Below are 26443 nucleotides of genomic sequence, written 5' to 3' on the forward strand. Positions count from 1 at the left end.
AAAATATGTCGTCAGGTTATTTTCAGGTGCCTCAGCCTATGCGTAGTGATGGGGCAGGAGGCATAGATAAAGGGCCACGCGATATTATGCGAGATTTAGAAAATCCAGATATGCTCGTGCCGCCGACAACAGATGCAGGTTTGATTCCAAACCTACGATTTTCATTTTCAGACACGCATATGACCTTGAATCAAGGGGGCTGGTCGCGCGAAATTACGGTCCGTGAATTACCAATTGCGACAACAATGGCAGGTGTTAATATGAGTTTGACACCGGGGGGCGTACGTGAGCTACACTGGCATCAGCAGGCAGAGTGGTCATATATGCTATTGGGGCATGCGCGTATTACGGCAGTCGATCAAAATGGCTGTAACTTTATTGCGGATGTAGGTCCAGGGGATTTGTGGTATTTCCCACCAGGAATTCCTCATTCCATACAAGGATTAGCGGGTGGCTGTGAATTTTTATTAGTCTTTGATGATGGGAATTTTTCTGATCTCAATACACTTTCAATTTCAGATTGGTTTGCTCATACACCAAAGGAAGTGCTGTCAGCGAACTTTGGTGTACCGATTAGTGCCTTTGATGATATTCCGAGTGAACAGGTGTATATTTATCAAGACACTGTTCCTGGATCGATTGACTCGCAAAAAATTCAATCTCCCTATGGTAAGGTGCCACAAACCTTTAAGCACCGTTTGCTAGCTCAGCCACCCTTGAAAACACCAGGTGGAAGTGTGCGTATTGTTGATTCGACCAATTTCCCAATCTCTAAAAATATTGCGGCAGCATTAGTGGAGATTGAGCCTGGGGCAATGCGGGAGCTGCATTGGCATCCGAATAATGATGAATGGCAATATTATCTACAAGGAAAAGGGCGTATGACGGTTTTCACTGGGGATGGAACTGCACGAACATTCGATTATCGTGCAGGAGATGTCGGCTATGTGCCGTTTGCGACCGGACACTACATTGAAAATACGGGTACGGAGCCATTATGGTTTTTAGAAATGTTTAAAAGTGACCGTTTCCAGGACGTCTCTTTAAATCAATGGATGGCGCTAACACCAACCGAACTAGTACAAAGCAATCTACATGTTGGCCCGGAGCTAATACAAGCGCTAAGAAAAGAAAAGTGGCCTGTGGTGAAATATCCTGGATTTTCCTATTATCCGAAATGAAAAACGCAGGTGAAGTCATTCTCACCTGCGTTTCATATTAATATTGATATTTGCGTCGTGTCATGAGCACTATAGCGATGGCTGGAACAGTACAAATTAACATAGCTGCAAAGGACAAACCAGGCGATATTTCGTATAAATAGCCTCCCAAAAATGTCAGGATGGCCGTACTTAACCCCATCGCTAATGCAGAATATATACCCTGTGCGTTTGGAATTTGCTCCTTTGGTAGGGTTTGCGTTAGATAACGAATAAAAGCAAAATGTGCCAGGGCAAAGGATAACGCATGCAAAGTTTGAGAGGCAATAAATACCCAAACATTTGGGAACATAAATATTAGTAACCAACGTAAAGAAGACCCGCTAGCTGCTAACAGTAATAAAGAAGAAGAACGCCATTTCGTAAATAATGTATCGGCCTTCATAAAGTATAAAATTTCACAAATAACTGCGATGTTAATAATCATGCCCATATAAAATGGATCTACATGTAAGTCTTCCAAGTATATATAACCGTAGCTATAATAGGAGGCATGTGCCCCTTGCAATAAAATAACAATGAATAACACAATTGGGAAGCCTTTAATATTCCATAGTGTTTTCATGGACAATGATTTTGCACGTTGCTCTTTTGTCGGTACAATAAGCAATTCCTTTGGTGTAGCGAATTGCTGCATCAGCAGCATGCCAACTAAACCAACGATCATGCTCCAAAAGATAATATTTTTACCGAATACTCCTGTTAGCATACTAATAATTAATACGGCAATAACAAAGCCAAAGGAACCATAGGAGCGGCTTTTACCATAATGAATGTTGCCGTATTGGACAAGCGTTGCGGCACTACTTTCTACAGCTGGTAACAGTGCTGGGTAAAAAATACTAAATAAAATAGTTACAACTAATAATGCGCTAAAGCCCGAACTAGGTATGTACAGCAGTGCTGTCAGAAGAGCACCGACTGCTAAAATGGTAATGAGTCGTTTATTGTTTACATATTTAGCAAGCGTAGGGAAGAAGAAAAGATTAGACGTGGCACGGGCGAGTAACCCACAGCCCATTACAACGCTTGCCTGCGACACAGTCAGATGTTTAGCATCCACAAGCCACCCTGTCCAGTAGGGTAAGAATATGCCCCAAGTAATAAAAAATGTAAAGAAATTTTGAGAAAGCCATCGTTGATTATTCATAAATTTACCGTACCTCCATTTAACTATGTTGAATAATAGCACGTTCATCGTTACAATAATGTGAGATATCTCATATTTTTCAGAGGAGAGAGTAAAAAATGCATATTCTAACAGCAGAAAATCGCACCCATTATCTCGAAAAATATCCGATCCATGATTTTTTCTCATTCGATATTGATCCCTATTTAGAAGTTTGTGAATTCGATAAAGGAGAATGGATTTTCCAGGAAGGCTCCTTTCCAGAAACATTGTATTACATGATTGAGGGCAAGGCGAAGCTTTATATGACACATAAGAATGGCAAGGTATCGCTTATCGAATATTTAGAGGGACCTTTATTTATGGGAGAAATAGAATTACTAAATGAGGCAAGATATACGAAGGGAATTCAAACAGTAACGAAGACAATTTGTTACTCCATTACTCAGTCATGTAAGGAAAAGTTACTTGCTGATGTATTATTTTTACGCCGACTTTGCGTATTTTTAGGGGAGAAGGCAACAAAAATGACCTCTAAATATACACAAAATCAGGCATATCCTTTTGAAAGTCGTTTAGCCGCATTTATCCAATTATCGGCTGATCAGGGTGTCTATAAGGAAAAACATACAGAAATCTGTGAGTATTTAGGGGTTTCCTATCGCCATTTATTATATGTATTGGCTCAGTTTTGTGAGGAGAAGATTTTAGAGAAACGTAAGACGGGCTACCATATTATTGATGAAAAGCGCCTTGCACAATTGGCTCAGGAGATTCAGTAGTTGGGGAATTAAAAATAGGAGGAGTTGATCTAGGCTCGATAATACTGTTCTTCAGACTTCAAGTTAAGAAGTCATGGCCAGATTTGTTGTATTCACTTTTTTTTATGAGCCAGCGAGCAATTTCCTTACTGCTATTATAAAAGTCGACTTCATTAACCCTGTTCTTTTGGATGGATTTGTCTAAGGTGCCTTCCATAACGTCAAAAGGTAGAACACCGATACATAAATGTTTGTTTGGTGAAAAACTTTCAAGTGGCTTCCTTACAGTTTGAATCGCTTCACTGTTGTGATCCACAGAATTTTGTGTCATATGGAATGCAAGTAGTTCTCCTTGTGCCGTTGTTGTGCTTAATGAGTAACCAGTACTTTTCATTCAACATGCCCCCTTTTGTCGTTACATTTATTGTACAAGACTGGTTTGAAAAATAGCCGTCATTTACAAGGCTTTAACGAAAACTTAAAGGTTCATGGAATATTTAGTAATTTGTAACCGTATTCATACCATCATTGGATAAAAATCATAGAAAACTGATATATATTCTTTCAAAAAAACTCATACTCAAACTATTGTGAATTTTTCTAACACGAAGTATTATTGTAGTTAGATTTAACGTGAAGGTTTTCACAAAGTCGCGTAATCGTGAGGAGGAATTTTAATGAGTGCAATTCGAGTAGGTATTGTAGGTTATGGAAATTTAGGTCGTGGTGTGGAGTATGCTATATCACAAAATCCAGATATGGAAGTAGTAGCGGTGTTCACACGTCGAGACCCTTCAACAGTAAACGTAGCTAGCAATGCGAGCGTATATTTAGTAGAGGACGCTGAAAAATTCCAAAATGACATTGATGTTATGATTTTATGTGGGGGCTCGGCAACAGATTTACCAGAGCAAGGTCCACATTTTGCTCAATGGTTTAATACAATTGATAGCTTCGATACACATGCGAAAATTCCTGAATTTTTCGATGCGGTTGATGCAGCAGCTCAAAAGTCTGGCAAAGTATCTGTCATCTCAGTTGGTTGGGATCCAGGTTTATTCTCATTAAATCGTCTATTAGGTGAATCTGTATTACCAGTTGGTACAACGTATACTTTCTGGGGAGATGGTCTAAGTCAAGGTCACTCAGATGCGGTTCGTCGTATCGAAGGCGTTAAAAATGCTGTACAATACACTTTACCTATTAAAGAAGCAGTAGATCGTGTACGTAATGGTGAAAATCCAGAGCTAACAACACGTGAGAAACATGCTCGTGAATGCTGGGTTGTACTAGAAGACGGCGCTGATGCGGCAAAAGTTGAACAAGAAATTGTGACAATGCCTAACTACTTCGATGAATATAACACAACTGTAAACTTCATTTCTGAAGAAGAATTTACAGCAAACCACACAGGTATGCCACATGGTGGTTTTGTGATCCGCAGTGGTGATAGTGGTGCAAACGATAAACAAATTCTTGAATTCTCATTAAAATTAGAAAGTAATCCAAACTTCACGTCTAGTGTTTTAGTCGCTTATGCGCGTGCAGCACACCGTCTAAGCCAAGCTGGTGATAAAGGGGCGAAAACAGTATTTGATATCCCATTCAGCCTGCTTTCACCAAAATCAGCTGCAGAATTACGTAAAGAATTACTATAATCATAGAACAAAAGCCCGATTATCATTATTTGATAGTCGGGTTTTTTATTTATTTCCATCAAAGCTATTAAAATATGGTAAACTGTCAATAATTTAATAATCCGAATTTTTGTAACCTTACACAAATGGAGGTTATCGTTTCCATGACAGATATTATCATACAATCCAAATGTATAGCACCAAATCCATCCAATCATTGTATTAATCGAGCGTCACTAATGAGAACATTAAAAAAAAGTCATCAGCATACATGCACACTTATTCATAGTGGGGCAGGGTATGGCAAGACGACTACCCTCACTCAATTTCTTTACCACGAATCTCGACGTTTTTCCTGGTACAGTGTTTCTGATGAAGATGATACGATTTTACCCTTTTTAACGCACCTTTTTTTCAGTGTACAACGAATTGTGCCTAATTTTGGTCAGACATTTGATACATGGGACCAATTATCTCGCTTTCCGAAAATGGAGGAGCTCAATCGCTGGTATAAGCTGTTTGTCAATTGCTTATGTAACATCGATGAGACGCTCCTAATTGTTATAGATGACTATCATCTCGTCGATCATGTATTTCACATAAATTATTTAATGGAGAAAATCATTGAGTTTGCGCCGCCAACTGTTCATTTCATTATCGCCTCTAGAACATTACCTAATTGGGATATCACGAGGAAATTAAAGCTACAAAAAAGATTACTAGTTATTACAGAGAAGGAGCTAGCATTTTCAAACGAGGAAATTGCTGTATTTTTTGAAGATTATGTCGATGTGCATTTATCAAGCTCTGAAGTCGCAAAAATTTTGGAAATAACAGAAGGTTGGGCTATTAGCATTTCTTTACTAGCAGAGCAATGGCATCATGCTCCTTTAGATCATTGGCTAACCATCCCGACAAATGATCTCTTCCGCTATTTGTCGGAAGAAGTTTATAGTACGATGACATCCACTGAGCAAGAAATTATCTTAAAATTGGCGATTTTTCCAAACTTTTCAGCAAAATTATTAGAGGATTTTTATGGCTCTGAACTTGCACAAATGTTGAATCCATTCACGCAACGCCATGTTTTTATTCAGCCCGCCACAACAGATGGCATATATCGATTCCATGCGTTGTTTAGTCGTTTTTTAGAAATAAAATGGCAACAGTATCCGCAGCAATATAATGACCTTCATCAACAAGCAGCGTTGTTTTATGCGAATCAACATAATGTTCAAGCTGCCCTTTATCATGCCTTTAAAACGAATGATCCCAATTTTTGCGGAGAGCTCTTACAGCTCCATGCAGAGTCATTAATTCGAGCTGGTCAATTTGAATGGTTATTAGAAAAAATCAATCGCTTTACCGTACAAGAAAAAACAAAGTTTTATAAATTATATTATTTTGAGGGAGAATGCCATCGCTACCGTGCTTTTTATGAAAAAGCTAAGCAATCCTATGAGAAATGTGCAACCATTGCACAGCGGCAGCTGGATGATGTTTATGTGACAAAAGCACAAGCAGGATTAGCTCATATCTATTTAGACACGATTCAACCAGCATTGGCAGAACCTCATTTAGAAAAAGCTTTAGAGCTCGCCAAATATACGCCCTTACCGAAGACGGAATTAGTAGAGCTCCAGCGTCAATACGCTGAAAATTTAGTGAATTTAGGAAAGGCAAAGGGGGCACAATTATTTATCGAAGATGTGGCTTTACCAGAGGATGTTGTACAACGAGCCAATGTCGATGTACGTGTCTTACTGCGCACAGGGCAGTTGCAAGAGGCAAAGGAATTATTAGGAAAACGGCTTGAATTACCACCTCAGCTCGTCGCAACTCATCGTGAAAGTGAATTGTTAGCAGCTTTTGTCTATACATTGTTAGGGGAAGGAAAGGATGCTTGGTATGCGGCCCAGCATGGTATTCAGAGAGGTTTACGTGAAAAGTCTGTCTTCATTGAGGCCGTTGGCTATATTCGAAAAGCTCATGCATTGTTATTAATGGAGTACCCAGATTATCAAGGTGCCTGTCACGCCTATGAAAAAGCATTGACATTAATGAATACGATCAATATCTCACGGGTTAAGGCAGAACCATATATGGGACTGGCCATTGTCAAACATATGCTAGGGGATATGGAAGCTGCTAAGAAATATTTAGCGCTTGGCTTACAGGAAACGGAACAGGTCCAGGATGCTTGGATGACGGCGCTAATTCTCATAGCAGAGGTGAAAATCATTGTTTCCCAGCATGAAACGGCACAGGCGAAGGAGCTGTTAATAAAAGCCCAGCAACTGTTTCAAGAATGTGGTGATCGTAATGGGCTGATGCATGTTTTATTTTATCAATCCGTGATTGCCTTTCAAGAGAAGTCAATCGAACAATTTCAATCTTCATTTCAACAGTTCGCCCAAATGTGCATGACAAATGGCTATCATTATTTTCTGCAAAAGAAAATGATACTTGGCCCAAGCAATCAAATGATTTTTTATGAGCTATTGCAATACAATCAACAATGCGGTAGTGAAGAGCATGCAGCCATCGTTGGGTTGCGACAATTTTTACAGGCGGAAGATAGTATGAGCTACTCGCATGACGAAATTCAGCTCCATCTTTTTGGGAGTGTAAGCCTAATAAGGGGACAACGAAAGCTTGAAGATAAAGAGTGGCAGCGTGATAAGGCAAAGGAGTTATTCGTGTATTTGTATTGTCATCGGCATCGCTTTACACCGAAGGAAGAAATTGCTCAAGCATTATGGCCTGAACGGAGCGTTGAGTCCTTGGATCGAGATTTTAAAGTGGTTTTGAATACCTTACTAAAAGTACTGGAACCACAAAGACATGCCAGACAGGATAGCCTTTTTATTCAGCGAAAAAATAATATGTATCAGTTACAGCATATCTCTTTTCTTCAAATTGACGTAGAACGCTTTCATTATTACTTCCATTTAGGCATGGAGGAATTTGATCCAGAGCTATCCAATGAATGGCTACAAATAGCTCTCGCGAGTTATACGGACGTATTATACGCAGAAAAAAAACAACTAGACTGGCTGACACAGGATCGCGAAAAACTACAGTATTTATATATTGAGGTACTTGAACGCCTCGCCCAAAATGCTACAAGACAGCAACAGTATAAAAAGACTATTAGCTACGCAGAGAGGATGCTTCGAGAGGACCCGTTATGGGAGGAAGGGTATCGTCTGCTTATGTATAGTCATTACCAACTTCAAAACCGTTCACTAGCCTTGAAATGGTATGAAAAATGCGTCCAACAATTACAGCAGGAATTGAACACTCCCCCAATGGAATCAACAATGGCTGTTTATGATTTGATTATGGGGTAGAGAATGTTTATTCATTGTTGGGGACTAATGATTCAAACGAGAAAGAGAACTTTATTTTAGACCATATATTCGGAGGTACAACAATGCCATTTTGTCAGACTAGTAAAGCAAATATTTACTTTGAAATAATCGGAACAGGAATACCTATTATTATGCTACACGGTTTTACGCCTGATCATCGGTTAATGAAGGGCTGTATGGAGCCGATTTTTTTAGAGCAAGAGGGATGGAAACGTATCTATTTTGACCTTCCTGGGATGGGAAAGACTACGAACTATTCATCGATTCAGAACTCAGATGAAATGTTAGAAGTGGTCAATGAATTTATTCAAGCGCTGATTCCCGATGAATCCTATTTGCTGGTGGGTGAATCTTATGGAGGCTATTTAGCGCGTGGTATTATGCGAAAGTCAGCGGAGCGGCTTTTAGGGGCTGCCTTTATTTGTCCTCTTATTATTCCAGAAAAGGAGCAACGTACAGTGCCAGAACATTGTATTGTGACATCAGATCATGCCTTTTTAGCAACATTAAGCCAGCAGGAGCTAGAAGATTTCAAGTCGAATCAAGTTGTTCTGGATGCTTATAATTGGAAGCGATATACAGCAGAGGTTCTAGTAGGATGTAGTATAGCAGATCATGCATTTTTAGAAAAAATTCAGCAAAGTTACGGCTTCTCTTTTGCTGTGGATGAACAGTCCTTTGCTAAACCATCCCTTTTCCTATTAGGCAAACAGGATTCCGTTGTTGGCTATGAGGATGCCTTTACGATTTTAAAAAAATTCCCTAGAGCAACCTTCGCAATAGTAGATAGTGCTGGTCATAATTTGCAAATTGAACAACCTGAATTGTTTACTAATTTAATGAGTGAATGGTTGAATCGAGTAGAGGCGGAACAAGGGGAGGATAATCAAAATGATTAAAAATAATGACTTAATACTAGCAAGTGACAGGGTCATTTTACGAGAATTCATGGAACATGACTGGGCAGATGTTCATCAATATGCCTCACAAGAAATTGTTTGTCAATATCAAATATGGGGGCCGAATACAGATGAGGATTCTAAAGAGTTTATTCATGAAGTACTGGAAGAAGCAAAGCTGACGCCAAGAGAAAGATTTGTGTTTGCCATTATTTTTCAAGGAAAGCTAATAGGTGCGGTAGAGATTATGATGAGGGATTTTACAAACAAGGTCGGAGAAATTGGGTACATCGTAAACCCCGATTACTGGGGGAAAGGTATAGCTACGGAAAGTGCTAAGTTAGTCATAACTTTCGGTTTTGAAACATTAAACCTCCACCGCATCTATGCAACATGCGACCCAAGAAATATTGGATCATCCAAAGTGTTAGAAAAAATAGGAATGACAAAAGAAGGGATACTGCGCGAAAATTTGTTAATGAAGGATGGTGTTTGGCGAGATTCATTATTGTATAGTTTATTAAAACAGGAATGGTCAACAAATGGCTAGTAAACTATCGATCGGCCCACCAACGCACCTCAAGTTTTTGGAAAATAGTAGCGAAGTTGTTGTGGCTTGATGAACAATTCAATCAAATAGTTGGATTTATAACAGCCATTAGTGATGGAGTTCTATCTGCCTATATACCATTTCTTGAAGTGTTTCCTGCCTATAAAAGTAAAGGTAATAGCAAGGAATTAAACAATGGTATGCTCATTAGAAATGACGGTATGCTGTCGGGAGTATCGAATGAATAGCTCCTAAATATAAAAGACAAAAATGTTGTACTTTCAATGTTTTTGTCGTCTTTTTTTATCTGATTGAATTTAGAACGTGGCGCTCGTTCGTGCACCTCAGTTCTCAAAACATTAATTTCAACATTTTTCTATATAAGACTGTTTCTACTTTTGAAAGGTCTTTTGCATGAATAAAGTAGTCATTATAAAAAGTAATCTTTGGAAGGCTCTCTCTGGAATACTTTCGATTAAATGATGGGTGGCAAAAGTGATATATCATTTGCTTGTAATTGAACGGCAAAGCGTGTGAAATTTTACTAATCGTAAAATTTCACACGCTTTTTAATTTAGAGGTGAGTTTTGACCTGCCTTTACGCTATGCTTCACTTTTGGGACAGAAAAAGGCTCTTCACTTTTCGTGCAGATAAAACCCGGTTTGTCCCTGCCGTTACGTTTCACTTCACAATCGGGACAGAAAAATACTCTGCCTTTAAGGTAGATGAAAACCCGTTTTGTCCCTGCCGTTACGCTATGCTTCACTTTCGGGACAGAAAAATACTCTGCACTTTTCGTGCAGATAAACCTGTTTTGTCCCTGCCGTTGCGTTTCACTTCACTTTCGGGACAGAAAAATGATCCGGCCCTCTTGCCGGATCATTTTTTGTAACTAATTTGTAACTGGTCTTTTATATAGTGAGGTCATAGCAACGAAAGCGCTTTCTTGGGAGAGAATTTTGAAGGGGGATATGGGATGAGGAAGCATTGGTATTGGTTTCTTTTAGTGATGGTAGCTGTGCTGTTAGTGGCTTGTAGCGAAAAAGATACGAAGGAAGAGGCTGCAGATGCAGAGACTTCTGATGGTGAGACGAAGGCTGTTACGGCCGAGGGGGGGAACAATTAGGATTGGGGTGCTTGCTTCGTTAACAGGGGCACTTGAGTCTTATGGGAAACAAACGCAGCGTGGATTTGATTTAGGGATAGAGTATGCCACTGGCGGTACGATGGAGGTCAATGGAAAAAAAATTGAGATTATTTATGAGGATACAGAGACGAAGCCTGAGGTGGCTGTACAAAAGGCCACAAAGCTATTAGAGGATGATCAGGTTGATTTTCTAGTAGGTTCGTCAAGCTCTGGTGATACGCTGGCTGTCCTTCCACTAGCAGAGGAATATGAAAAAATTATGGTCGTGGAGCCTGCGGTAGCAGATAGTATTACAGGATCAGAATTTAATGAATATATTTTCCGTACAGGACGTAATTCATCACAGGATGCGTATGCTGCGGCGGCAGCTATTGCGGGAGAAGGTGTGAAGATTGCAACGTTTGCGCCAGATTATTCATTTGGCTGGGACGGTGTGAATGCATTTAAGACAGCTGCAGAGAAGTTGGGAGCAGAGATTGTGCTAGAGGAGTATGCAGATCCAGCCGCAACAGACTTTACGTCGAATCTGCAAAAGGTGATGGATGCCAAGCCGGATTATTTATTTGTCGTATGGGCAGGGGCAAATTCTCCTTGGAATCAAATTGCTGATCTTAAAATTCAAGAAAAAGGCATTAAAATTTCTACGGGTGCGCCTGATATTATTGCGCTTCAATTTATGAATCCATTAGTTGGTATGGAAGGCTTCTCCGTGTATTATCATACGTTACCTCAAAATGATGTGAATAAATGGTTAGTGGAGGAGCATCAAAAACGTTTTAATGAGGTACCGGATTTATTTACACCTGGAGGTATGTCCGCAGCCATTTCGATTGTAGAGGCATTAAAGAAATCGGATGGGGATGCCGATGCCAATAAGCTAATTGATGTGATGGAAGGCATGTCATTTGAGACACCAAAAGGTACGATGACCTTCCGTGAAGAGGATCACCAAGCCCTTCAATCTATGTATTCCATTCGATTAGAAAAACAAGAGGGTGTGGATTACCCAGTACCAGTCCTTATTCGTGAGCTGAGTCCTGAGGAAACAGCTCCACCTGTTATGAATTAGCATATGGGAGGCAGAAATTCTGTCTCTCTACATAACTAGTAGAAGGGAAGGGAGTAGAGATGGAGCCTATATTACACACTGATAATTTAACAATCCGTTTTGGAGGGCATACAGCGGTGGATGGTGTCAATTTTCAAATGCCTGAAAAGCATCTGAAGTCCATTATTGGACCGAATGGTGCAGGTAAAACAACGTTCTTTAATTTAATTAGTGGTGAATTAAAGCCAACTGCGGGTGATGTTTATTTTAAGGGGCAATCATTGGCACAAAAGTCGGCCATAGAAAGAACACGTATGGGTTTAGGTCGATCCTTTCAAATTACGAATGTTTTTCCAAACTTAACGGTTTTAGAAAATGTTCGTTTAGCTGTGCAGTCTAAGGAGAAAATCCGTTATCAGCTATTTCGACACTATAAAAGCTATAAGACGATCACTGAAAAAGCGGAAGAGCTATTAGCACTTGTGTTACTAGATAATAAACGCGATGCCCTTACAACGATGCTCTCACATGGGGAGAAAAGGAAGCTTGAGATTGCGATGCTGCTTGCGTTAGATACGGAAATTCTGTTACTGGATGAACCAACTGCTGGTATGTCTTTAGAGGAAGTACCAACCATTTTAGAAGTGATTCGCACAATAAAACAGCAAGGAAATAAAACCATTTTGCTTATTGAACACAAAATGGATATGATTTTAGATTTATCGGATTCGATAATGGTGTTGTTTAATGGTCAATTATTAGCAGACGGAACACCTGAGGAAATCATGAATAATGACACCGTACAACATGCATATTTGGGGGGAATGTACGATGAACACCTTACTGACACTAAATGAGGTTCATACGCATATCGGCCAATATCACATCTTACAGGGCGTAAATTTTGAAGCGAAGGAGGGGCAGGTGACAGTATTGCTAGGTCGGAATGGTGCAGGTAAAACGACTACGCTGAAAACGATTATGGGCTTAACACCTGCCACAAAGGGAGAAATCGCCTTTCGCTCCCACTCTATTAAAAAAAGCCCTACTTACAAGGTGGCCAAATTAGGGATAGGCTATGTTCCAGAAAATCAAGGGATTTTTGCTGATTTATCGGTAGAGGAGAATATGAAGGTAGCAATGCGTAAGGAGGATACAGCTTCGTTAGAGCGACAGCGATATGTGCTTGAGCTTTTTCCCGACCTAAAGAAGTTTTGGAAGAAGGCTGGCGGCCATTTATCGGGGGGCCAAAAGCAAATGCTGTCAATGGCAAGAGCTTTTATCAATGATAGCCCGTTAATTTTGATTGATGAACCGTCGAAAGGGCTAGCTCCAATAGTCGTTGAAAAGGTGATGGAAGCCATTGTGGAAATGAAAAAGAAAACGTCCATTGTGCTTGTGGAACAAAACTTTATGATGGCTAGCCGAATCGGTGATACTTATACATTAATTGATGATGGCAGAACTGTACATTCAGGCAATATGCAGGACCTTATTGATAATGAAGAACTAAAACGCAAGTATTTAGGAATTGGATAAAGGGGGTGACCATCATTGGAGCTGTTCGTCAATTTAATTATTAATGGATTGGCAACAGGCATGCTGATATTTTTACTAGCGGCAGGCTTGACGTTAATTTTCGGCTTAATGGATGTGTTAAATTTCGCGCATGGTGGGTTATTCGTTTGGGGGGCTTATGCCGGAATCTTCACCTATATGTATACGGAAAGTTTCATTATAGGGATTATTGGTGCCATTTTAACGGGGGCATTACTAGGATTAATCACAGAGAAATTAATTATCACACCTGTTTACGGCAATCATATTCAGCAAATCTTAATAACGTTAGGATTGATGCTTGTTTTGCAGGAGCTAATTAAAGTAGTCTTTGGCCCGAATGGTGTTGCCGTGAAAACACCAAGTTACTTAGCTGGTAGCTGGGAAATTGGAGACGTTATTATCATCAAATATCGTTTATTTATTATTGTTATTGGATTTGTGCTTTTTGGGATTTTTCAATATATGCTGAAGCGCACGAAGATTGGTTTAATTGTTCGGGCAGGCGTTCAAGACAAGGAAATGGCTCAGGCTCTTGGTATTCATATTAAACGCGTGTTTTTATATGTTTTCATGATTGGTGCGGCACTTGCAGCACTAAGTGGGATGTTGATGGCTCCCTATTCAGGTGTAATCTATGCAGAAATGGGTATGGAATACGCTATTTTAGGCTTTATTGTGGTAGTCATTGGTGGAATGGGCAGTTTTTCTGGCTCGTTGCTGGCGGCTATTTTAGTAGGACTTGCAGGTAGCTTTATGGCTTATTATGTGCCTGTGCTATCACTAGCAGTCAATATGATATTAATGGCGATTGTATTAATTTTCCGCCCTCAAGGACTGTTTGCGTTGCGAAAGGAGCGAACAACATGAAGCCAAAAATTGCCTTACGCCATATCGCATTTTTCCTCTTATTTGCGGTATTTCTCATTCTTCCTTTCGTCAATGATTCAAGGACATTACTTATTTTATTAACGCAAATTTTCATTTTTGGGATACTAGCAATGAGCTATGATATTTTACTAGGTTATACAGGAATCGTGTCGTTTGGGCATGCCATGTTTTTTGGTATTGGTGCCTATACAACAGCGGTTATGCTCAAGCAGATGGAAAATACTATGGTTATTTTTGTCCTGTCCATCGTGATTGGCATGCTGTTAGCAGGACTCGTTAGCTTCTTAGTAGGACTACTGACACTTCGTTTGAAAAGTCATTTCTTTGCTATGCTGACATTAGCCTTTTCAGGATTATTTCTAGTACTAGCTGAAAAATGGCGCACGATTACTTTCGGCAATGATGGCTTTACATTTCGGGCACCAGATATGTTTAGAGATCGTATGACGTTCTATTTTTTTGTACTCGGGAGCCTAGTTTTAATCTTTTTAGCCCTTTATCGCTTCGTTAATTCTCCGACAGGGCGAATTTTAATTGCTGTTCGTGAAAATGAACAACGGACGAAATCATTAGGCTTTAACACCTTGCATTACAAAGTCATTGCTTCAGTTGTGGCAGGCATTGTTGCGAGCTTCGCAGGTTCTTTATATGCCGTATCCTTACGCTTCGTTAATACAAGTGTAATGACGATGGATATTACACTCGATGCTTTATTAATGACGATTATAGGAGGAGTCGGCACTTTAGTGGGACCATTATTAGGCGCAGCAGTCATTGAATATGCTCAGCACACATTATCTGGATTGGCACGGGATTATCCTATTTTTGAACGTTGGATTATTTTCTTTGGCATTCTTTATATTTTAGCGGTGATCTTTTTCCCGAAGGGCATTATTGGTACACTTCGCTTGCTCATATGGAAATGGCGAGGAAAAGTAAAGAACCGAAAAACACAGGTTGCCCTGCCGCAGGAAAAGGAGCGATTTGAATGACAGTAGGGATTGTCAGTACAGGTATTTATCTACCACAAAACAGATTGTCATCGAGTGAAATTGCTGGTCTTTCCAATATTCCAGAGGATATTATCCGTCAAAAAATGGGCATTCATGAAAAACCGATTCCGGGAGAGCATGATCATACTGTGCAAATGGGGATATGGGCAGCACAGGATGCCCTTAAAAAAGCACATATAGAGCCGAAAGATATTGATGTTGTTATTTATATGGGAGAGGAGCATAAGGAATATCCTCTATGGACAGCCTCCATCAAAATGCAGGAAGAGATTGGTGCAGTCAATGCGTGGGCATTTGATGTGCAATTACGTTGTGGCACGACGATTATGGCGCTGAAGGTCGCCAAAAGCTTAATGGCCTCCGACGACACGATCAACACAATTCTCATCGCTGGTGGTTATCGCAATGTTGATTTTATCAATTATAGCAATCCACGAACACGCTTTATGTACAATTTGGCTGCTGGTGGAGGCGCTATGCTGTTACAAAAAAACTATCCAAAAAATCAGCTTTTAGAGGCAGATATCATGACAGATGGCACCTTTTCTGAGGATGTCGTCGTTCCTGTTGGTGGCACCAAAACCCCATTAACACCCTTTCATTTAACAGAACATTTATATCAGTTGGATGTTCTAGATCCGATTGGCATGAAAGAACGGTTAGAACAGAAATCTTTAAGTAACTTTTTGAAGGTCATTCGTAGCTCTTTATCGAAAAGTGGATATAGTGAAGAGCAATTAAATTATTTAGCGATGCTGCATATGAAAAGGTCCGCGCATGATTATATTTTAACGGAGCTTGGTCTACAGCCCGAGCAATCTATTTATTTACAAGACTATGGGCATATTGGTCAGATTGATCAAATATTGTCCTTACAGCTTGCCTTTGAACAAAATCGAATACAAGCTGGCGATATTGTTACATTGGTTAGTGCAGGCATTGGCTATGTTTGGGGGGCTATTACAATACGCTGGGGATAAGGGGGAAATAGAATGTTAAAAACGGTTCAGTTAGCAAATGGGGAAACGATGGCCTATCGAAAACGTTCGGGTGGAGGGCATCCTTTAGTGTTGGTTCATGGGAATATGACCTCCTCTAAGCATTGGGACTTACTAATAGATGCCTTAGATGACAAATTTACGATTTATGCCATTGATTTACGTGGTTTTGGTGGTTCTTCTTACCATCAGCCTATTTCGTCTATCAGAGATTTTAGTGAGGATGTCAAGTTATTTGTGGATGCTTTGCAATTACAAACCTTTGATATGATTGGTTGGTCAACAGGTGGAGCAATCTGTCTACAGTTTGCCGCCAATTATTCAGGCTATTGTCAGCGACTGATTTTACTAGCATCTGCTTCCACACGGGGCTATCCATTTTACACGGATTTAGGAACGGGCAATCCTGCCTCATTTAAGAGAGCGTATAGCTATGAGGAGGTACTTGTGGATACATCGAAAACGAAGCTTGTACAGGGTTTCTATCATACGAAAAATAGAGAAGGCTTACAGTCACTGTGGAATTCTTTAATTTATACCCATCACCAGCCGAGCAAGGAAAAGTATGAAGAATATGTTGAGGATATGCTGACACAGCGAAATTTAGCGGAAGTTTATCATGCACTGAATACTTTTAATATAAGTGTAGTTGATCATGAGGTGGCTAAAGGGTCGCACGAAGCCCTCCTTCTTAATATGCCCATTTTAGTATTAAGAGGAGATCGTGATTTAGTCATTACGGAAGAAATGAATGCAGAATTACTTCAGGATTTGGGCAAGCAGGCTCAATTTGTGAGCTTAGAAGATTGTGGGCACTCGCCATTAGTGGATGATGTCGCACAGCTGACAGCTGAAATTGAAACCTTTTTAGAAATTGGAGGGAGAAATTATGCGCTTAAACAATAAAGTCGCCATTATTACAGGTGCCGCCAATGGTATTGGTTATGCGGCGGCTGAGCGTTTTATCGAAGAAGGGGCAGTTGTTTTTATTGCTGACTATGATAACGATGCGGGGAATGCTGCAGCACAACATTTAGGTGAAAAGGCGACATTTATACAAGTGGATGTAGCGAATCGCGAGAGCGTAAAACAATTAGTGGCAACCGTCATTGAACAGGTAGGATGTATCGATATTCTAGTGAATAATGCAGGGATTACAAGAGACGCTATGCTAACTAAGATGACGGAGGATCAATTTCAACAAGTGTTAGATGTCAACTTGACAGGTGTTTTTCACTGTACACAGGAAGTGATTCCTCATATGGTTGCGGCTGGGAGTGGCAAAATTATTAATACATCCTCTGTAAGTGGTGTTTATGGCAATATTGGTCAAACGAATTATGCAGCCACAAAAGCTGCGATTGTAGGAATGACTAAAACATGGGCAAAGGAATTAGGGCGGAAAGGGATCAATGTCAATGCGGTTGCTCCTGGCTTTACAGAAACCGATATGGTAAAGAAAATGCCTGAAAATATCCTTACTCAAATGCGATTGATCGTCCCATTGCAGCGTTTGGGCACACCTCGCGATATTGCTAATGCTTACTTGTTTTTAGCATCTGATGAAGCCTCCTACGTCCATGGTCATACGCTTCATGTGGATGGCGCCATTATGATGTGACGGGAGGTTTTCTACATGTTTGTTGAGCAAGGATGGATTTTAAAACGAGCTGCATTAACACCTCACCACATCGCATTGATTAATCTTGCTACAGCAGAGCAATGGACGTATCAGCAATTAAGTGAGGAAATCAGTAAATGGTGTCAATTTTTCGAGCGTCAGCAGCTATTGAAGGGAAGTAGAGTCGCGGTTTTTGCCAAAAATCATATCCAACTTTTTGCTATTCTCTTTGCCTGTGGGCTGCGTGGGCTTATTTATGTGCCGTTAAATTGGCGTTTGAGTAAAGAGGAAATAACCCGAATTTTGGAAGATGCTACCCCTTCAATCCTCTTGTATGAAGAGGAGGAAACTTGTCCAGTCGTGTTAGACAAAATGTTTTCGCTTCATAGTATCCAGCAAGAGAAGAAAGGGAGCGTTAATAAGCAACCTATGGAAGTAGATGATCCCTGGCTCATGATTTATACAGGGGGGACAACAGGTCGACCAAAGGGGGTCGTGTTATCCTTTGAGTCAGTCAATTGGAATGCCGTGAATACAATTATTAGCTGGGGTTTGCATGACAAAGATCGTACTTTAAATTATATGCCCATGTTTCATACAGGTGGCTTAAATGCGCTTTGTATCCCCTTACTGATGGCTGGTGGGACAGTTATTATTGGGGATAAATTCGAAGCGGAGGCAGCACTGCGAGCTACCAACCAATATGAAACAACAATCTCACTTTTTGTCCCAACGATGTATCAAGCAATGATTGCCACGAAATATTTTCAGGAAAATCAATTTCCTTCGATGAAAGTATTTTTATCAGGTGGTGCCCCATGTCCTCATCCAATTTACGATGCATTTTATAGGAAGGGGTTATTTTTTAAAGAAGGCTACGGCTTGACGGAGGCAGGACCTAATAACTTTTTCATTGCTCGCGAGGATGCCTATGCCAAAAAAGGAGCTGTTGGAAAAAGCATGCAGTTCATTGAAGCTAAAATCATCAAACCGACTGGACATAATTGTGGACCTCGTGAAGTGGGGGAGCTATTAGTAAGAGGCAAGCATATATTTCGTTTCTATTGGAATAACAAGCAGGAAACAGCCAATATTATGCAAGATGGTTGGTTAAAAACGGGCGATTTAGCTATGATGGATGAGGATGGCGATTTCTTTATTGTTGGACGTAGAAAAGAAATGATCATCTCCGGTGGTGAAAATGTGTATCCTCAGGAAGTCGAACAGTGTATGTCACAGCATCCTGATGTACAGGAGGTTGCCGTAATTGGCGTAGCTGACGACTATTGGGGAGAGGTCGTGACAGCTTTCATTGTCTGTCACAATCAAGTAGCGACCATTTTAGATGAACTCCACGACCTGTGTCATCAACAGCTAGGTCGGTTTAAAATCCCTAAACAAATCCTTTTCTTAGAGGAGTTACCGAAGACAAGCGTCGGTAAAATTGATAAAAAGGCTTTGCATATGCTTGTAGATGCTACGCCATGTGAATAAAAGTGAGGGTTATATGAATGGTACACGCATTAGTAATTGGTGGGACAGGGATGTTAGCAAACACATCTCTTTGGTTAGTTGGTCAAGGTTTTCATGTTTCTGTGATTGGACGGAACGAATTTCGGATGGAAAGTGTCATTCATCAATCATCAGATTCATCACAGATAACGCCAATCATAGTTGATTATTGTAATATTCCCTTATTACAGACGAAACTAAGGGCAACAATCGAACAAAATGGACCCATTGATTTAGTCATTGCGTGGATTCATTCATATGCTGGAAGGACTTTAGAGAGTATAGTTAGTGAAGTTTCATCTTGCAGGAATCGACCATGGAAATTATTTCATATCTTAGGTAGTAGTGCGAATCTAAGTGGAATCCAAGAAAATTTAAATTTGCCTAATTCGGCTCTATACTACCAAATACAGCTAGGTTTTATCATTGAAAATGGTCATTCTAGGTGGCTTACCAATGAGGAAATCTCCCAGGGTGTTATTGATTCAATTCGACAAAATCGTCTTATCACTATTGTGGGCACATTACAGCCTTGGGAAAAGCGGCCGTCATCATCATAGAGGCAATTAACCTTCGTCTAACTATTTGTAGACGGGGGTTACTGTATTTTATAGGCTAAACCTTCACCATTAGTAGAATTTACAATACAGAAGCTAGTTGCTTAGTTCGTATGAATGGAACTCTCAAACACTTCTACTACCTCTTTAGCGAAGACTCGAAAAATATAATCGATTTCTTGTTCTTTTGTTGCAATCCCATAAGCTATCCCATCTTGCTTTGATCCTTGAAGAAACCATAGATCATTATGATCTTGGTCTACAGATGAAAAATCACCTAATTTCCAACGATTTAATACATCCAAATATTGTTCACGGTGTTCATAAACATCTTTATTTTCCTCTACCATTTGCAGCAATGTGTCAATTCTTTCAGGTGTAATCATGATGGAGGATTCTTTTTCATCAGCAATTATTTTTTGGTGCGACATTTGTTGAAGTACTTCTTCTACTAAATTGTCAACAAATGGTTCATCTCCACTTTTCCATTCATCAATCCTCCTAGAGAATACGGGATTTTCCCAACCAAATTGAGTATCTACTGTCGATACAAATTCTTCCTTGGCCTCCATTTTTGGACTGTTTTCTAATTCACTGTCAGTATCTTTATTAGAGGCTTCTTGTTTATAATTCTTGTCCAAGACAAAATATGTTCCGCTTATACTTAACAGCGCAGTTAAAACCACAATTCCTACAACATGTATCCATCTCATTTATTATCCCCTCCTTTTACAATTACTACCAACATGGCATGTGTAATGAAATGTGTAAATATATTGATGATTAAAGTGTCGTGAAGTCAAAAACGCTTATTTTTTCACATCTCTTCCCATCAGACCAACATATCAGTAAAATAGAGTAGGTTAGGGGGATTGTCTTGTGAAAGATCAACGCTTTAAAATTGCGCATCGGGAGGCGCTTATTGGAATTGGACTAGTCCTTGTCAATTTTGCGATTTGGTTTGGCTTTGCTTATGGACTAGGTTCAGGGGATCCTGCAAATTATTCGTATGTTTTGGGCTTTCCTGCTTGGTTTTTCTATAGCTGTATCGCAGGGACAGGCTTTATGATCCTGCTCATCTGGATTGTTATGAAGCTCTTCTTTAAAGAGGTTCCATTTGAAGATGAGGAGGAGGAGCGCTAATGCATTGGCAAGTTGTATTTCCATTGCTATTATTTTTAATTATTATTTTTGGAATTGGTTTATGGGCCAATAAACATGTCCGCTCTTCTAACTCGTTTCTACAGGAGTATTTCCTTGGTGGTCGAGAAATGGGTGGATTTATCCTAGCGATGACAATGATAGCTACATATGGTAGTGCGAGTAGCTTTATCGGAGGGCCAGGAGTAGCTTATACGAAGGGGCTCGGCTGGGTGCTGCTCGCCATGGCACAGCTACCTGCGGGGTATTTTGTCCTGATGATTTTAGGGAAAAAATTTGCAATTATTGCTCGTCGTTACCAAGCTATTACGCTTATCGACTTTTTACGAGAACGCTATAAAAGCCATGTCATTGTCATTCTGTCTGCTATTAGTATTATTGTCTTTTTATTTTCAGCGATGATGGCACAGTGGGTAGGAGGAGCCCGTTTAATTGAGTCTTTAACTGGCTTAAGCTACACAGCAGCATTGTTTATATTTGCGATTTCAGTGTTAGTGTATGTGATTATTGGTGGATTCCGTGCAGTTGCTTTAACGGATACTGTACAGGGCTCGATCATGGTTATCGGGACTGTCATTTTATTAATCGGTACTATTATTGCGGGTGGAGGCATCGATAAAATTATGACCTCGCTGGTTGCAGAAAATCCCAATTTCGTATCTCCATTTGGAGCAGAAGGGGATTTAACACCTCTGTATGTTTCAACGTTTTGGATATTAATTGGTGTAGGTGTGGTCGGACTTCCGCAAATCGCCGTACGTGCAATGAGCTATAAGGATTCTAAAAGTATGCACTTAGCGATTATTATAGGCACGATTGCCATCGGGACGATCATGTTTGGGATGCATCTAATTGGTGTGTTAGCACGACCTGTCCTACCGGGCATCGATATTGGTGATAAAGTTATGCCACTCTTAACATTAAAGGTACTGCCACCATTTTTAGCTGGGATTGTTTTAGCAGCACCAATGGCCGCAACCATGTCTACTGTCAATGCACTGCTCATGCTAGTAAGCTCTACGGTTGTCAAAGACATCTATTTAAATTACATGAAGCCACAGGCAAGTGATGCAGAGATTAAGCGTGCCAGTTTTATAGTGACAGCGGTAATTGGCTTAGCGGTTGTCCTCTTTGCACTCCATCCACCTGATTTATTAGTGTGGTTAAATTTATTTGCATTTGGTGGACTTGAGGCAGTCTTTATTTGGACGGTAGTTCTCGGGTTATACTGGAGGAAAGCAAACAAATATGGCGCTATTTCGTCAATGATTTCAGGTATGGCTTTGTATATTTTCATCGATCGGTTCTATCCGACCGCTTTTGGTATGCATACCGTGACGATTCCTATTGTAGCTTCCTTCATTATTTTTGTAATCGTCAGTCTTGCTACTAGTCATAAATTTAAGGACGAGCATTTCCTCATATAATGTAAAACAACGCCGCAGATTTTTGACTGTGGCGTTGTTTTTATTTTAATGAATCATATAATCGTAGGCATTTTTTGCAAGGAGCGTCATCGTCACAATGATAAAAAGCGTACGGACAAAGCCACTTCCTTTTTGAATGGCCATGCGAGAGCCAAGCATAGCCCCACCAATTTGAGCAACCCCCATGACTAAACCATATACATAATGGATTTGACCTAAGTAAGCAAACATACAAACACCTGCCACATTACTCGCCAAATTTAAAAATTTCGCATTTCCTGCAGCCTTTAAAAAATCAAAGCCAACAAGCAAGAAGCTAAAGATTAAAAAAGAGCCCGTTCCAGGACCAAGAAACCCGTCATAAAACCCAATCGCAAATAAAAGTATCATAAATAAAAATAAGTGCGTTTTAGATAGATTTTTAACGGTTGAGACAGCGCCCCAATTCTTTTTAAAGATCGTATATACCCCAACAGCCGCCAGCATGAAAAGCATTAATGGTTTTAATAGGGCTGGGTTAATTAAATGAACAGTCCATGCACCACATAATGATCCAATGAAGGCGAGAGGGAAATATTTCAGGACAGATCGAATTTCAAGCTGACCAGAACGGTAAAAGGAAATGGTCGATGTGAGTGAGCCCATCGCGCCAGCTAATTTATTGGTTGCTACTGCAGCAGCGGGATTTAAGCCAACAAACAATAAGGCTGGTAAGGAAATTAAACCACCACCTCCAACGACAGAATCGATAAATGCTGCTAAAAATCCAAAGGAAATTAATAGTATTAAAATATGTACATCCACATCAAAGACCATGCTTACACCTCTTCTTAATTAGTTACTACTGAAATAGTAACTAATTTATTCAGTGCTGTAAAGCCTAATTTTTTCATTGGCAAATGTTCACAACAGTAGCCTATAATAAAAATATGGAGGGATGATATGAATGAATTAATCGCCCAATTAAAAGAACTGGGATTGACAGAATATGAGGCAAAGGCCTATACAGCACTCGTACAAAATAGTCATGTCAGTGCCTACCAAGTTAGCAAAAACTCTGGAATACCAAGAGCTAGAATCTATGACATATTAAATGGTCTTGTTGAAAAGGGATTCGTACTGAAAGAGGAAACGGCGGATCAAACGACGTATTCTTCTATTCCTGTCGAAATGTTTTTGCAGCAAATTCAACAGCGCTGGCAATCAAATTTTACGTCGATTAGTGATCAATTAGAAAAATTAGAAACGAAAGAACAGGAAGCGGAACCTAAAGTGTTAATGCTAAAAGGGAAGCAGACAATCATCAATTATTGTCAAAACTTATTAAAAAAAGCAGAGACAAAAATTATCCTATCGATGTGGGAAGATATGTACGATGCCTTACGCGAGGATATCGAAGGGGTATCACAGCATGTGAAGGTGCATGGCATTACCTTATATGTCGGGGAACATCTGGCATCTATCGATCAGCACAGAGCCACACACTATACGAGAAAGACTTCTACACCCCACTGGTTTATTTTATCGGTTGATGGACAAGAAATGATTTATGGTCACTCGCCGTCGAATCAAGAAACCGCTTTTATAACGAATGATCCAGTGCATATATATTTATTAGAGGATTATGTTTGGCATGATGTTCTTATCAATCGACTAGTGAAGCGTGATGATAAAGAGCTTGAGGACTGGATTGCTAAAGAGCGTAAAGCATTTTTTTTAGAGTAGCTATAAGGGAAGGGGAGCATCTTGAAAAAATGGATGTTGCCAGTATTGTTTTATGTCTTATGGATGGGCGGATGTGATTCTGCACCGCCGCTGCCAGTTCCACCTAAGATTCAGGAGCTAACCATCGTTCCTGACCATATCCAACAGCATATTATAGCTAAAGACAGAATTCAGTTATTGTATGAAGATGACGTGACGTACTATCTTGTCATGTTTTCGAAAGGAAATGTGCTAGCAAGTGTGGCAGCAAATGAAGATCGGTTAGTCATTCATTTCAAGGAAGGAAGCGAGCAAAAGAAAGAAGCTCAACCGTATGTCTATGCTATCAACAAAAGCCCAGAGTTGACAATTATTGAACTATATATTAACGGAAAAAGCATGCCGATAGATCGCATGACTAGGATGTAATAAAAAACCGAAATCCCTAAAAAAAGAGATTTCGGTTTTTGTTGATATTAATAAAATACTTTATCTACATTGTATTTGGAGCGGAACGTATTAATCGCATACGTTTCATAAATTTCACGTTCCATAGGATCTTCTACTTCATAGACTTCAATTTTGAAGACCTCGTCACGATAGTTTTTCATCGGAGATACATTGTCTTCAAAATGTTTTTTAATGCGTTGGCGAATTTTACGTGCTTTACCGACAAATAATAGCTCATTCTTTTCATTATAAAATAAGAAAATGCCGCCTTTATCACGTGTGATCTTGTGGAAGTCGATGAAACCAAAGTATGGTGTAATTGGGACATCACCTGGTTTTACATCTTGTTCGCGTTGGCGAATGACTACATCTGGTTTTGGAAATTCAATATTAATCAAAGTATTCACGTTCCTCTCTATTACTAAAGATATATGGTAACATAATAGCGGCATGTTTACCATAAAATTTCATGTAGAATAACCATATACAGCAAGCTTAGTGTTTATCAAATGATGGGAGAACATGCATAGGAATAACAAAATATTCTATGAATTATTGATATTCTAACTAGTCCATGTTACAATTCAAGATAATTAAATAATCTTATCAAGAGAAGCAGAGGGATTTGGCCCGATGACGCTTCAGCAACCTCTAACAAATGTTAGAAAGGTGCTAATTCCAGCAAAGGTTTTTCCTTTGAGAGATAAGAGTGAACGTGAAAAAAATCCTTCTCATTCTATCTCATATGGAATGTGGAGGATTTTTTAATTTTTTCGAAAAAGGAGCAAAAAAAGAGAGGGGAACGCAAGATGCCAATTAATATTCCGAAAAATTTACCTGCTGGAGAACATTTACGTGAGGAAAAAATCTTCGTGATGGAAGAGGACCGTGCGAGAACACAGCAAATACGTCCATTAAATATATTAATCTTAAATTTGATGCCCGAAAAAGAAAAAACGGAGCTACAATTACTACGATTACTAGGAAATACGCCATTACAGGTGAATATTACTTTTTTAAACACGGCTACTCATGAATCTAAAAATGTCAGTAAATCTCATTTGCAATTATTCTACACAACGTTTAACCAAATTCGTCATCGACGCTATGATGGTATGATTATTACGGGTGCGCCTGTAGAAAAAATGCCGTTTGAAGAGGTTAACTATTGGCAGGAAATTGCTGAAATTATGGATTGGTCTAAAAAGAATGTGACATCCGTGCTACATATATGTTGGGGGGCACAGGCTGCGCTATATCATCATTATGGGATTGGAAAGGTCGAGCTTTCTGCTAAATGCTCCGGGGTTTATTCTCATGTGATTACTGATTTAACAGTAGATTTAGTACGAGGCTTTAGTGATTTATTTACTGCCCCTCATTCTCGCTATACATCTGTCTCGATTGACGAGGTTCGCAATCATCAAGAGTTACGCTTATTATCCTATTCAGAGGATGCGGGTGTGTTTATCGTGCAATCTAAAGATAATAAAAACATTATGATTACTGGACATTTAGAATATGATGCGACAACATTAGCCGATGAATACAGTCGCGATGTTGCCAAGGGTATCCATATAGACGTTCCAGTAAACTACTTCCCAAATGATGATCCAGCAAAGGCACCGATGAATACATGGCGTGCCCATACGCATTTATTGTTCTCCAACTGGTTGAACTACTACGTATACCAAGAGACACCATATGAATGGGACTTTGTAGACGAAATTGAATATCATATTTAAATAACACTGAAAAAGTCTAATTTCTTCACTAAGCAGCTGAA

The 26443-nt window shown here is 39.7% G+C and carries 26 protein-coding genes, 1 pseudogene and 1 riboswitch; of the genes and pseudogenes, 22 read left to right on the forward strand and 5 right to left on the reverse strand.

What is annotated here, in order from left to right; translation table 11 throughout:
• Nucleotides 1-5: 5 nt before the first annotated feature.
• Nucleotides 6-1181 (forward strand): oxalate decarboxylase family bicupin, encoded by a 1176-nt coding sequence (locus PI85_RS22330; protein WP_150907462.1) that lies wholly within the window; start codon nucleotides 6-8, stop codon nucleotides 1179-1181.
• Nucleotides 1182-1218: 37 nt separating this feature from the next.
• On the opposite strand, the gene PI85_RS22335 is transcribed toward PI85_RS22330, so the two are convergent.
• Nucleotides 1219-2370: an MFS transporter gene (locus tag PI85_RS22335; RefSeq protein ID WP_036126160.1), complete on the reverse strand. Its 1152-nt coding sequence runs from the start codon at nucleotides 2368-2370 to the stop codon at nucleotides 1219-1221.
• 98 nt (nucleotides 2371-2468) lie between these two features.
• Here PI85_RS22335 and yeiL point away from each other — a divergent pair, with 98 nt between their 5' ends.
• Nucleotides 2469-3131 (forward strand): transcriptional regulator YeiL, encoded by a 663-nt coding sequence (gene yeiL, locus PI85_RS22340; protein WP_008178698.1) that lies wholly within the window; start codon nucleotides 2469-2471, stop codon nucleotides 3129-3131.
• A 58-nt stretch (nucleotides 3132-3189) separates the two neighbouring features.
• Here the strand turns inward: yeiL and PI85_RS22345 are convergent, their stop codons facing one another.
• The gene (locus tag PI85_RS22345; protein WP_036126158.1) at nucleotides 3190-3504 is read right to left on the reverse strand and encodes a hypothetical protein; all 315 of its coding nucleotides are present in this window, start codon (nucleotides 3502-3504) and stop codon (nucleotides 3190-3192) included.
• A 283-nt stretch (nucleotides 3505-3787) separates the two neighbouring features.
• Here PI85_RS22345 and PI85_RS22350 point away from each other — a divergent pair, with 283 nt between their 5' ends.
• The 15 genes and pseudogenes from PI85_RS22350 to PI85_RS22420 all read left to right on the forward strand — a co-directional run bounded on the left by PI85_RS22350 (nucleotide 3788) and on the right by PI85_RS22420 (nucleotide 19918).
• Nucleotides 3788-4768: a diaminopimelate dehydrogenase gene (locus PI85_RS22350; protein ID WP_036126156.1), complete on the forward strand. Its 981-nt coding sequence runs from the start codon at nucleotides 3788-3790 to the stop codon at nucleotides 4766-4768.
• Nucleotides 4769-4911: 143 nt separating this feature from the next.
• On the forward strand, nucleotides 4912-8100 hold the full coding sequence (locus PI85_RS22355) for a BTAD domain-containing putative transcriptional regulator (protein WP_036126155.1): 3189 nt from the start codon (nucleotides 4912-4914) through the stop codon (nucleotides 8098-8100).
• Between the two features lie 83 nt (nucleotides 8101-8183).
• Complete coding sequence (locus PI85_RS22360; protein WP_036126153.1) at nucleotides 8184-9020, forward strand: alpha/beta fold hydrolase; 837 nt, start codon at nucleotides 8184-8186, stop codon at nucleotides 9018-9020.
• Nucleotides 9013-9570, forward strand: coding sequence for a GNAT family N-acetyltransferase (locus PI85_RS22365; protein ID WP_036126151.1), 558 nt, complete (start codon nucleotides 9013-9015; stop codon nucleotides 9568-9570). Before PI85_RS22360 ends, PI85_RS22365 begins: the two co-directional genes overlap by 8 nt.
• Nucleotides 9571-9629: 59 nt before the next feature.
• Nucleotides 9630-9818: a hypothetical protein gene (locus PI85_RS22370; RefSeq protein ID WP_369794275.1), complete on the forward strand. Its 189-nt coding sequence runs from the start codon at nucleotides 9630-9632 to the stop codon at nucleotides 9816-9818.
• Nucleotides 9819-10547: 729 nt separating this feature from the next.
• A pseudogene (locus tag PI85_RS22375) lies at nucleotides 10548-11787 on the forward strand (substrate-binding domain-containing protein).
• A 59-nt stretch (nucleotides 11788-11846) separates the two neighbouring features.
• Nucleotides 11847-12623 carry an ABC transporter ATP-binding protein gene (locus PI85_RS22380; RefSeq protein ID WP_036126150.1) on the forward strand — a complete coding sequence of 259 codons (777 nt, stop codon included), beginning with the start codon at nucleotides 11847-11849 and terminating at the stop codon, nucleotides 12621-12623.
• Nucleotides 12598-13305 carry an ABC transporter ATP-binding protein gene (locus tag PI85_RS22385; protein WP_036126148.1) on the forward strand — a complete coding sequence of 236 codons (708 nt, stop codon included), beginning with the start codon at nucleotides 12598-12600 and terminating at the stop codon, nucleotides 13303-13305. Before PI85_RS22380 ends, PI85_RS22385 begins: the two co-directional genes overlap by 26 nt.
• Before the next feature lie 15 nt (nucleotides 13306-13320).
• Nucleotides 13321-14193 (forward strand): branched-chain amino acid ABC transporter permease, encoded by an 873-nt coding sequence (locus PI85_RS22390; protein ID WP_036126145.1) that lies wholly within the window; start codon nucleotides 13321-13323, stop codon nucleotides 14191-14193.
• Nucleotides 14190-15206, forward strand: a complete 1017-nt coding sequence (locus tag PI85_RS22395; RefSeq protein WP_036126143.1) for a branched-chain amino acid ABC transporter permease — start codon at nucleotides 14190-14192, stop codon at nucleotides 15204-15206. The genes PI85_RS22390 and PI85_RS22395 overlap by 4 nt, the downstream gene beginning before the upstream one ends.
• On the forward strand, nucleotides 15203-16207 hold the full coding sequence (locus tag PI85_RS22400; RefSeq protein ID WP_036126141.1) for a 3-oxoacyl-ACP synthase: 1005 nt from the start codon (nucleotides 15203-15205) through the stop codon (nucleotides 16205-16207). The genes PI85_RS22395 and PI85_RS22400 overlap by 4 nt, the downstream gene beginning before the upstream one ends.
• Nucleotides 16208-16219: 12 nt before the next feature.
• Complete coding sequence (locus PI85_RS22405) at nucleotides 16220-17131, forward strand: alpha/beta fold hydrolase (RefSeq protein WP_036126138.1); 912 nt, start codon at nucleotides 16220-16222, stop codon at nucleotides 17129-17131.
• Nucleotides 17115-17846, forward strand: coding sequence for a 3-oxoacyl-ACP reductase FabG (gene fabG / locus PI85_RS22410; protein WP_036126136.1), 732 nt, complete (start codon nucleotides 17115-17117; stop codon nucleotides 17844-17846). The genes PI85_RS22405 and fabG overlap by 17 nt, the downstream gene beginning before the upstream one ends.
• A 15-nt stretch (nucleotides 17847-17861) precedes the next feature.
• The gene (locus PI85_RS22415; protein ID WP_036126133.1) at nucleotides 17862-19340 is read left to right on the forward strand and encodes a class I adenylate-forming enzyme family protein; all 1479 of its coding nucleotides are present in this window, start codon (nucleotides 17862-17864) and stop codon (nucleotides 19338-19340) included.
• Nucleotides 19341-19357: 17 nt separating this feature from the next.
• Nucleotides 19358-19918, forward strand: a complete 561-nt coding sequence (locus tag PI85_RS22420; protein ID WP_036126130.1) for a short-chain dehydrogenase — start codon at nucleotides 19358-19360, stop codon at nucleotides 19916-19918.
• 101 nt (nucleotides 19919-20019) lie between these two features.
• On the opposite strand, the gene PI85_RS23680 is transcribed toward PI85_RS22420, so the two are convergent.
• The gene (locus PI85_RS23680; RefSeq protein ID WP_052323604.1) at nucleotides 20020-20628 is read right to left on the reverse strand and encodes a DUF6241 domain-containing protein; all 609 of its coding nucleotides are present in this window, start codon (nucleotides 20626-20628) and stop codon (nucleotides 20020-20022) included.
• 166 nt (nucleotides 20629-20794) lie between these two features.
• Between PI85_RS23680 and PI85_RS22430 the strand changes: the two genes are divergently transcribed.
• On the forward strand, nucleotides 20795-21058 hold the full coding sequence (locus PI85_RS22430) for a YhdT family protein (protein ID WP_036126127.1): 264 nt from the start codon (nucleotides 20795-20797) through the stop codon (nucleotides 21056-21058).
• Nucleotides 21058-22503: a sodium/pantothenate symporter gene (panF, locus tag PI85_RS22435; protein WP_036126126.1), complete on the forward strand. Its 1446-nt coding sequence runs from the start codon at nucleotides 21058-21060 to the stop codon at nucleotides 22501-22503. Before PI85_RS22430 ends, panF begins: the two co-directional genes overlap by 1 nt.
• 45 nt (nucleotides 22504-22548) lie before the next feature.
• On the opposite strand, the gene PI85_RS22440 is transcribed toward panF, so the two are convergent.
• Nucleotides 22549-23319: a TSUP family transporter gene (locus tag PI85_RS22440; protein ID WP_036126123.1), complete on the reverse strand. Its 771-nt coding sequence runs from the start codon at nucleotides 23317-23319 to the stop codon at nucleotides 22549-22551.
• A gap of 126 nt (nucleotides 23320-23445) precedes the next feature.
• Here PI85_RS22440 and PI85_RS22445 point away from each other — a divergent pair, with 126 nt between their 5' ends.
• Together PI85_RS22445 and PI85_RS22450 are read left to right on the forward strand one after the other, a co-directional pair.
• A complete protein-coding gene (locus PI85_RS22445) occupies nucleotides 23446-24228 on the forward strand; it encodes a TrmB family transcriptional regulator (RefSeq protein WP_036126120.1) in 783 nt (260 codons plus the stop codon).
• A 45-nt stretch (nucleotides 24229-24273) separates the two neighbouring features.
• The gene (locus PI85_RS22450; protein ID WP_235318530.1) at nucleotides 24274-24636 is read left to right on the forward strand and encodes a hypothetical protein; all 363 of its coding nucleotides are present in this window, start codon (nucleotides 24274-24276) and stop codon (nucleotides 24634-24636) included.
• Nucleotides 24637-24683: 47 nt separating this feature from the next.
• Here PI85_RS22450 and PI85_RS22455 read toward each other — a convergent pair whose 3' ends face one another.
• Nucleotides 24684-25055: a nucleotide excision repair endonuclease gene (locus PI85_RS22455; RefSeq protein WP_025116318.1), complete on the reverse strand. Its 372-nt coding sequence runs from the start codon at nucleotides 25053-25055 to the stop codon at nucleotides 24684-24686.
• 202 nt (nucleotides 25056-25257) lie between these two features.
• Nucleotides 25258-25367: riboswitch (SAM riboswitch) on the forward strand.
• A 99-nt stretch (nucleotides 25368-25466) separates the two neighbouring features.
• On the opposite strand from PI85_RS22455, the gene metA reads away from it, so the two are divergent.
• Entirely contained in the window at nucleotides 25467-26402 is a 936-nt protein-coding gene (metA, locus tag PI85_RS22460) for a homoserine O-succinyltransferase (protein ID WP_025116317.1), read from the forward strand.
• Nucleotides 26403-26443: the final 41 nt, after the last annotated feature.

It is taken from the genome of Lysinibacillus sp. A1 (assembly GCF_000801965.1).
Taxonomy (GTDB): Bacteria; Bacillota; Bacilli; order Bacillales_A; family Planococcaceae; genus Lysinibacillus; species Lysinibacillus fusiformis.

Excerpts from the sequence above, each read along its gene's own strand:
- PI85_RS22330 (WP_150907462.1), top strand. The coding sequence starts at position 6 with ATGTCGTCAGGTTATTTTCAGGTGCCTCAGCCTATGCGTAGTGATGGG.
- PI85_RS22335 (WP_036126160.1), bottom strand. The coding sequence starts at position 2,370 with ATGAATAATCAACGATGGCTTTCTCAAAATTTCTTTACATTTTTTATT.
- yeiL (WP_008178698.1), top strand. The coding sequence starts at position 2,469 with ATGCATATTCTAACAGCAGAAAATCGCACCCATTATCTCGAAAAATAT.
- PI85_RS22345 (WP_036126158.1), bottom strand. The coding sequence starts at position 3,504 with ATGAAAAGTACTGGTTACTCATTAAGCACAACAACGGCACAAGGAGAA.
- PI85_RS22350 (WP_036126156.1), top strand. The coding sequence starts at position 3,788 with ATGAGTGCAATTCGAGTAGGTATTGTAGGTTATGGAAATTTAGGTCGT.
- PI85_RS22355 (WP_036126155.1), top strand. The coding sequence starts at position 4,912 with ATGACAGATATTATCATACAATCCAAATGTATAGCACCAAATCCATCC.
- PI85_RS22360 (WP_036126153.1), top strand. The coding sequence starts at position 8,184 with ATGCCATTTTGTCAGACTAGTAAAGCAAATATTTACTTTGAAATAATC.
- PI85_RS22365 (WP_036126151.1), top strand. The coding sequence starts at position 9,013 with ATGATTAAAAATAATGACTTAATACTAGCAAGTGACAGGGTCATTTTA.
- PI85_RS22380 (WP_036126150.1), top strand. The coding sequence starts at position 11,847 with ATGGAGCCTATATTACACACTGATAATTTAACAATCCGTTTTGGAGGG.
- PI85_RS22385 (WP_036126148.1), top strand. The coding sequence starts at position 12,598 with ATGAACACCTTACTGACACTAAATGAGGTTCATACGCATATCGGCCAA.
- PI85_RS22395 (WP_036126143.1), top strand. The coding sequence starts at position 14,190 with ATGAAGCCAAAAATTGCCTTACGCCATATCGCATTTTTCCTCTTATTT.
- PI85_RS22400 (WP_036126141.1), top strand. The coding sequence starts at position 15,203 with ATGACAGTAGGGATTGTCAGTACAGGTATTTATCTACCACAAAACAGA.
- PI85_RS22405 (WP_036126138.1), top strand. The coding sequence starts at position 16,220 with ATGTTAAAAACGGTTCAGTTAGCAAATGGGGAAACGATGGCCTATCGA.
- fabG (WP_036126136.1), top strand. The coding sequence starts at position 17,115 with ATGCGCTTAAACAATAAAGTCGCCATTATTACAGGTGCCGCCAATGGT.
- PI85_RS22415 (WP_036126133.1), top strand. The coding sequence starts at position 17,862 with ATGTTTGTTGAGCAAGGATGGATTTTAAAACGAGCTGCATTAACACCT.
- PI85_RS22420 (WP_036126130.1), top strand. The coding sequence starts at position 19,358 with ATGGTACACGCATTAGTAATTGGTGGGACAGGGATGTTAGCAAACACA.
- PI85_RS23680 (WP_052323604.1), bottom strand. The coding sequence starts at position 20,628 with ATGAGATGGATACATGTTGTAGGAATTGTGGTTTTAACTGCGCTGTTA.
- panF (WP_036126126.1), top strand. The coding sequence starts at position 21,058 with ATGCATTGGCAAGTTGTATTTCCATTGCTATTATTTTTAATTATTATT.
- PI85_RS22440 (WP_036126123.1), bottom strand. The coding sequence starts at position 23,319 with ATGGTCTTTGATGTGGATGTACATATTTTAATACTATTAATTTCCTTT.
- PI85_RS22445 (WP_036126120.1), top strand. The coding sequence starts at position 23,446 with ATGAATGAATTAATCGCCCAATTAAAAGAACTGGGATTGACAGAATAT.
- metA (WP_025116317.1), top strand. The coding sequence starts at position 25,467 with ATGCCAATTAATATTCCGAAAAATTTACCTGCTGGAGAACATTTACGT.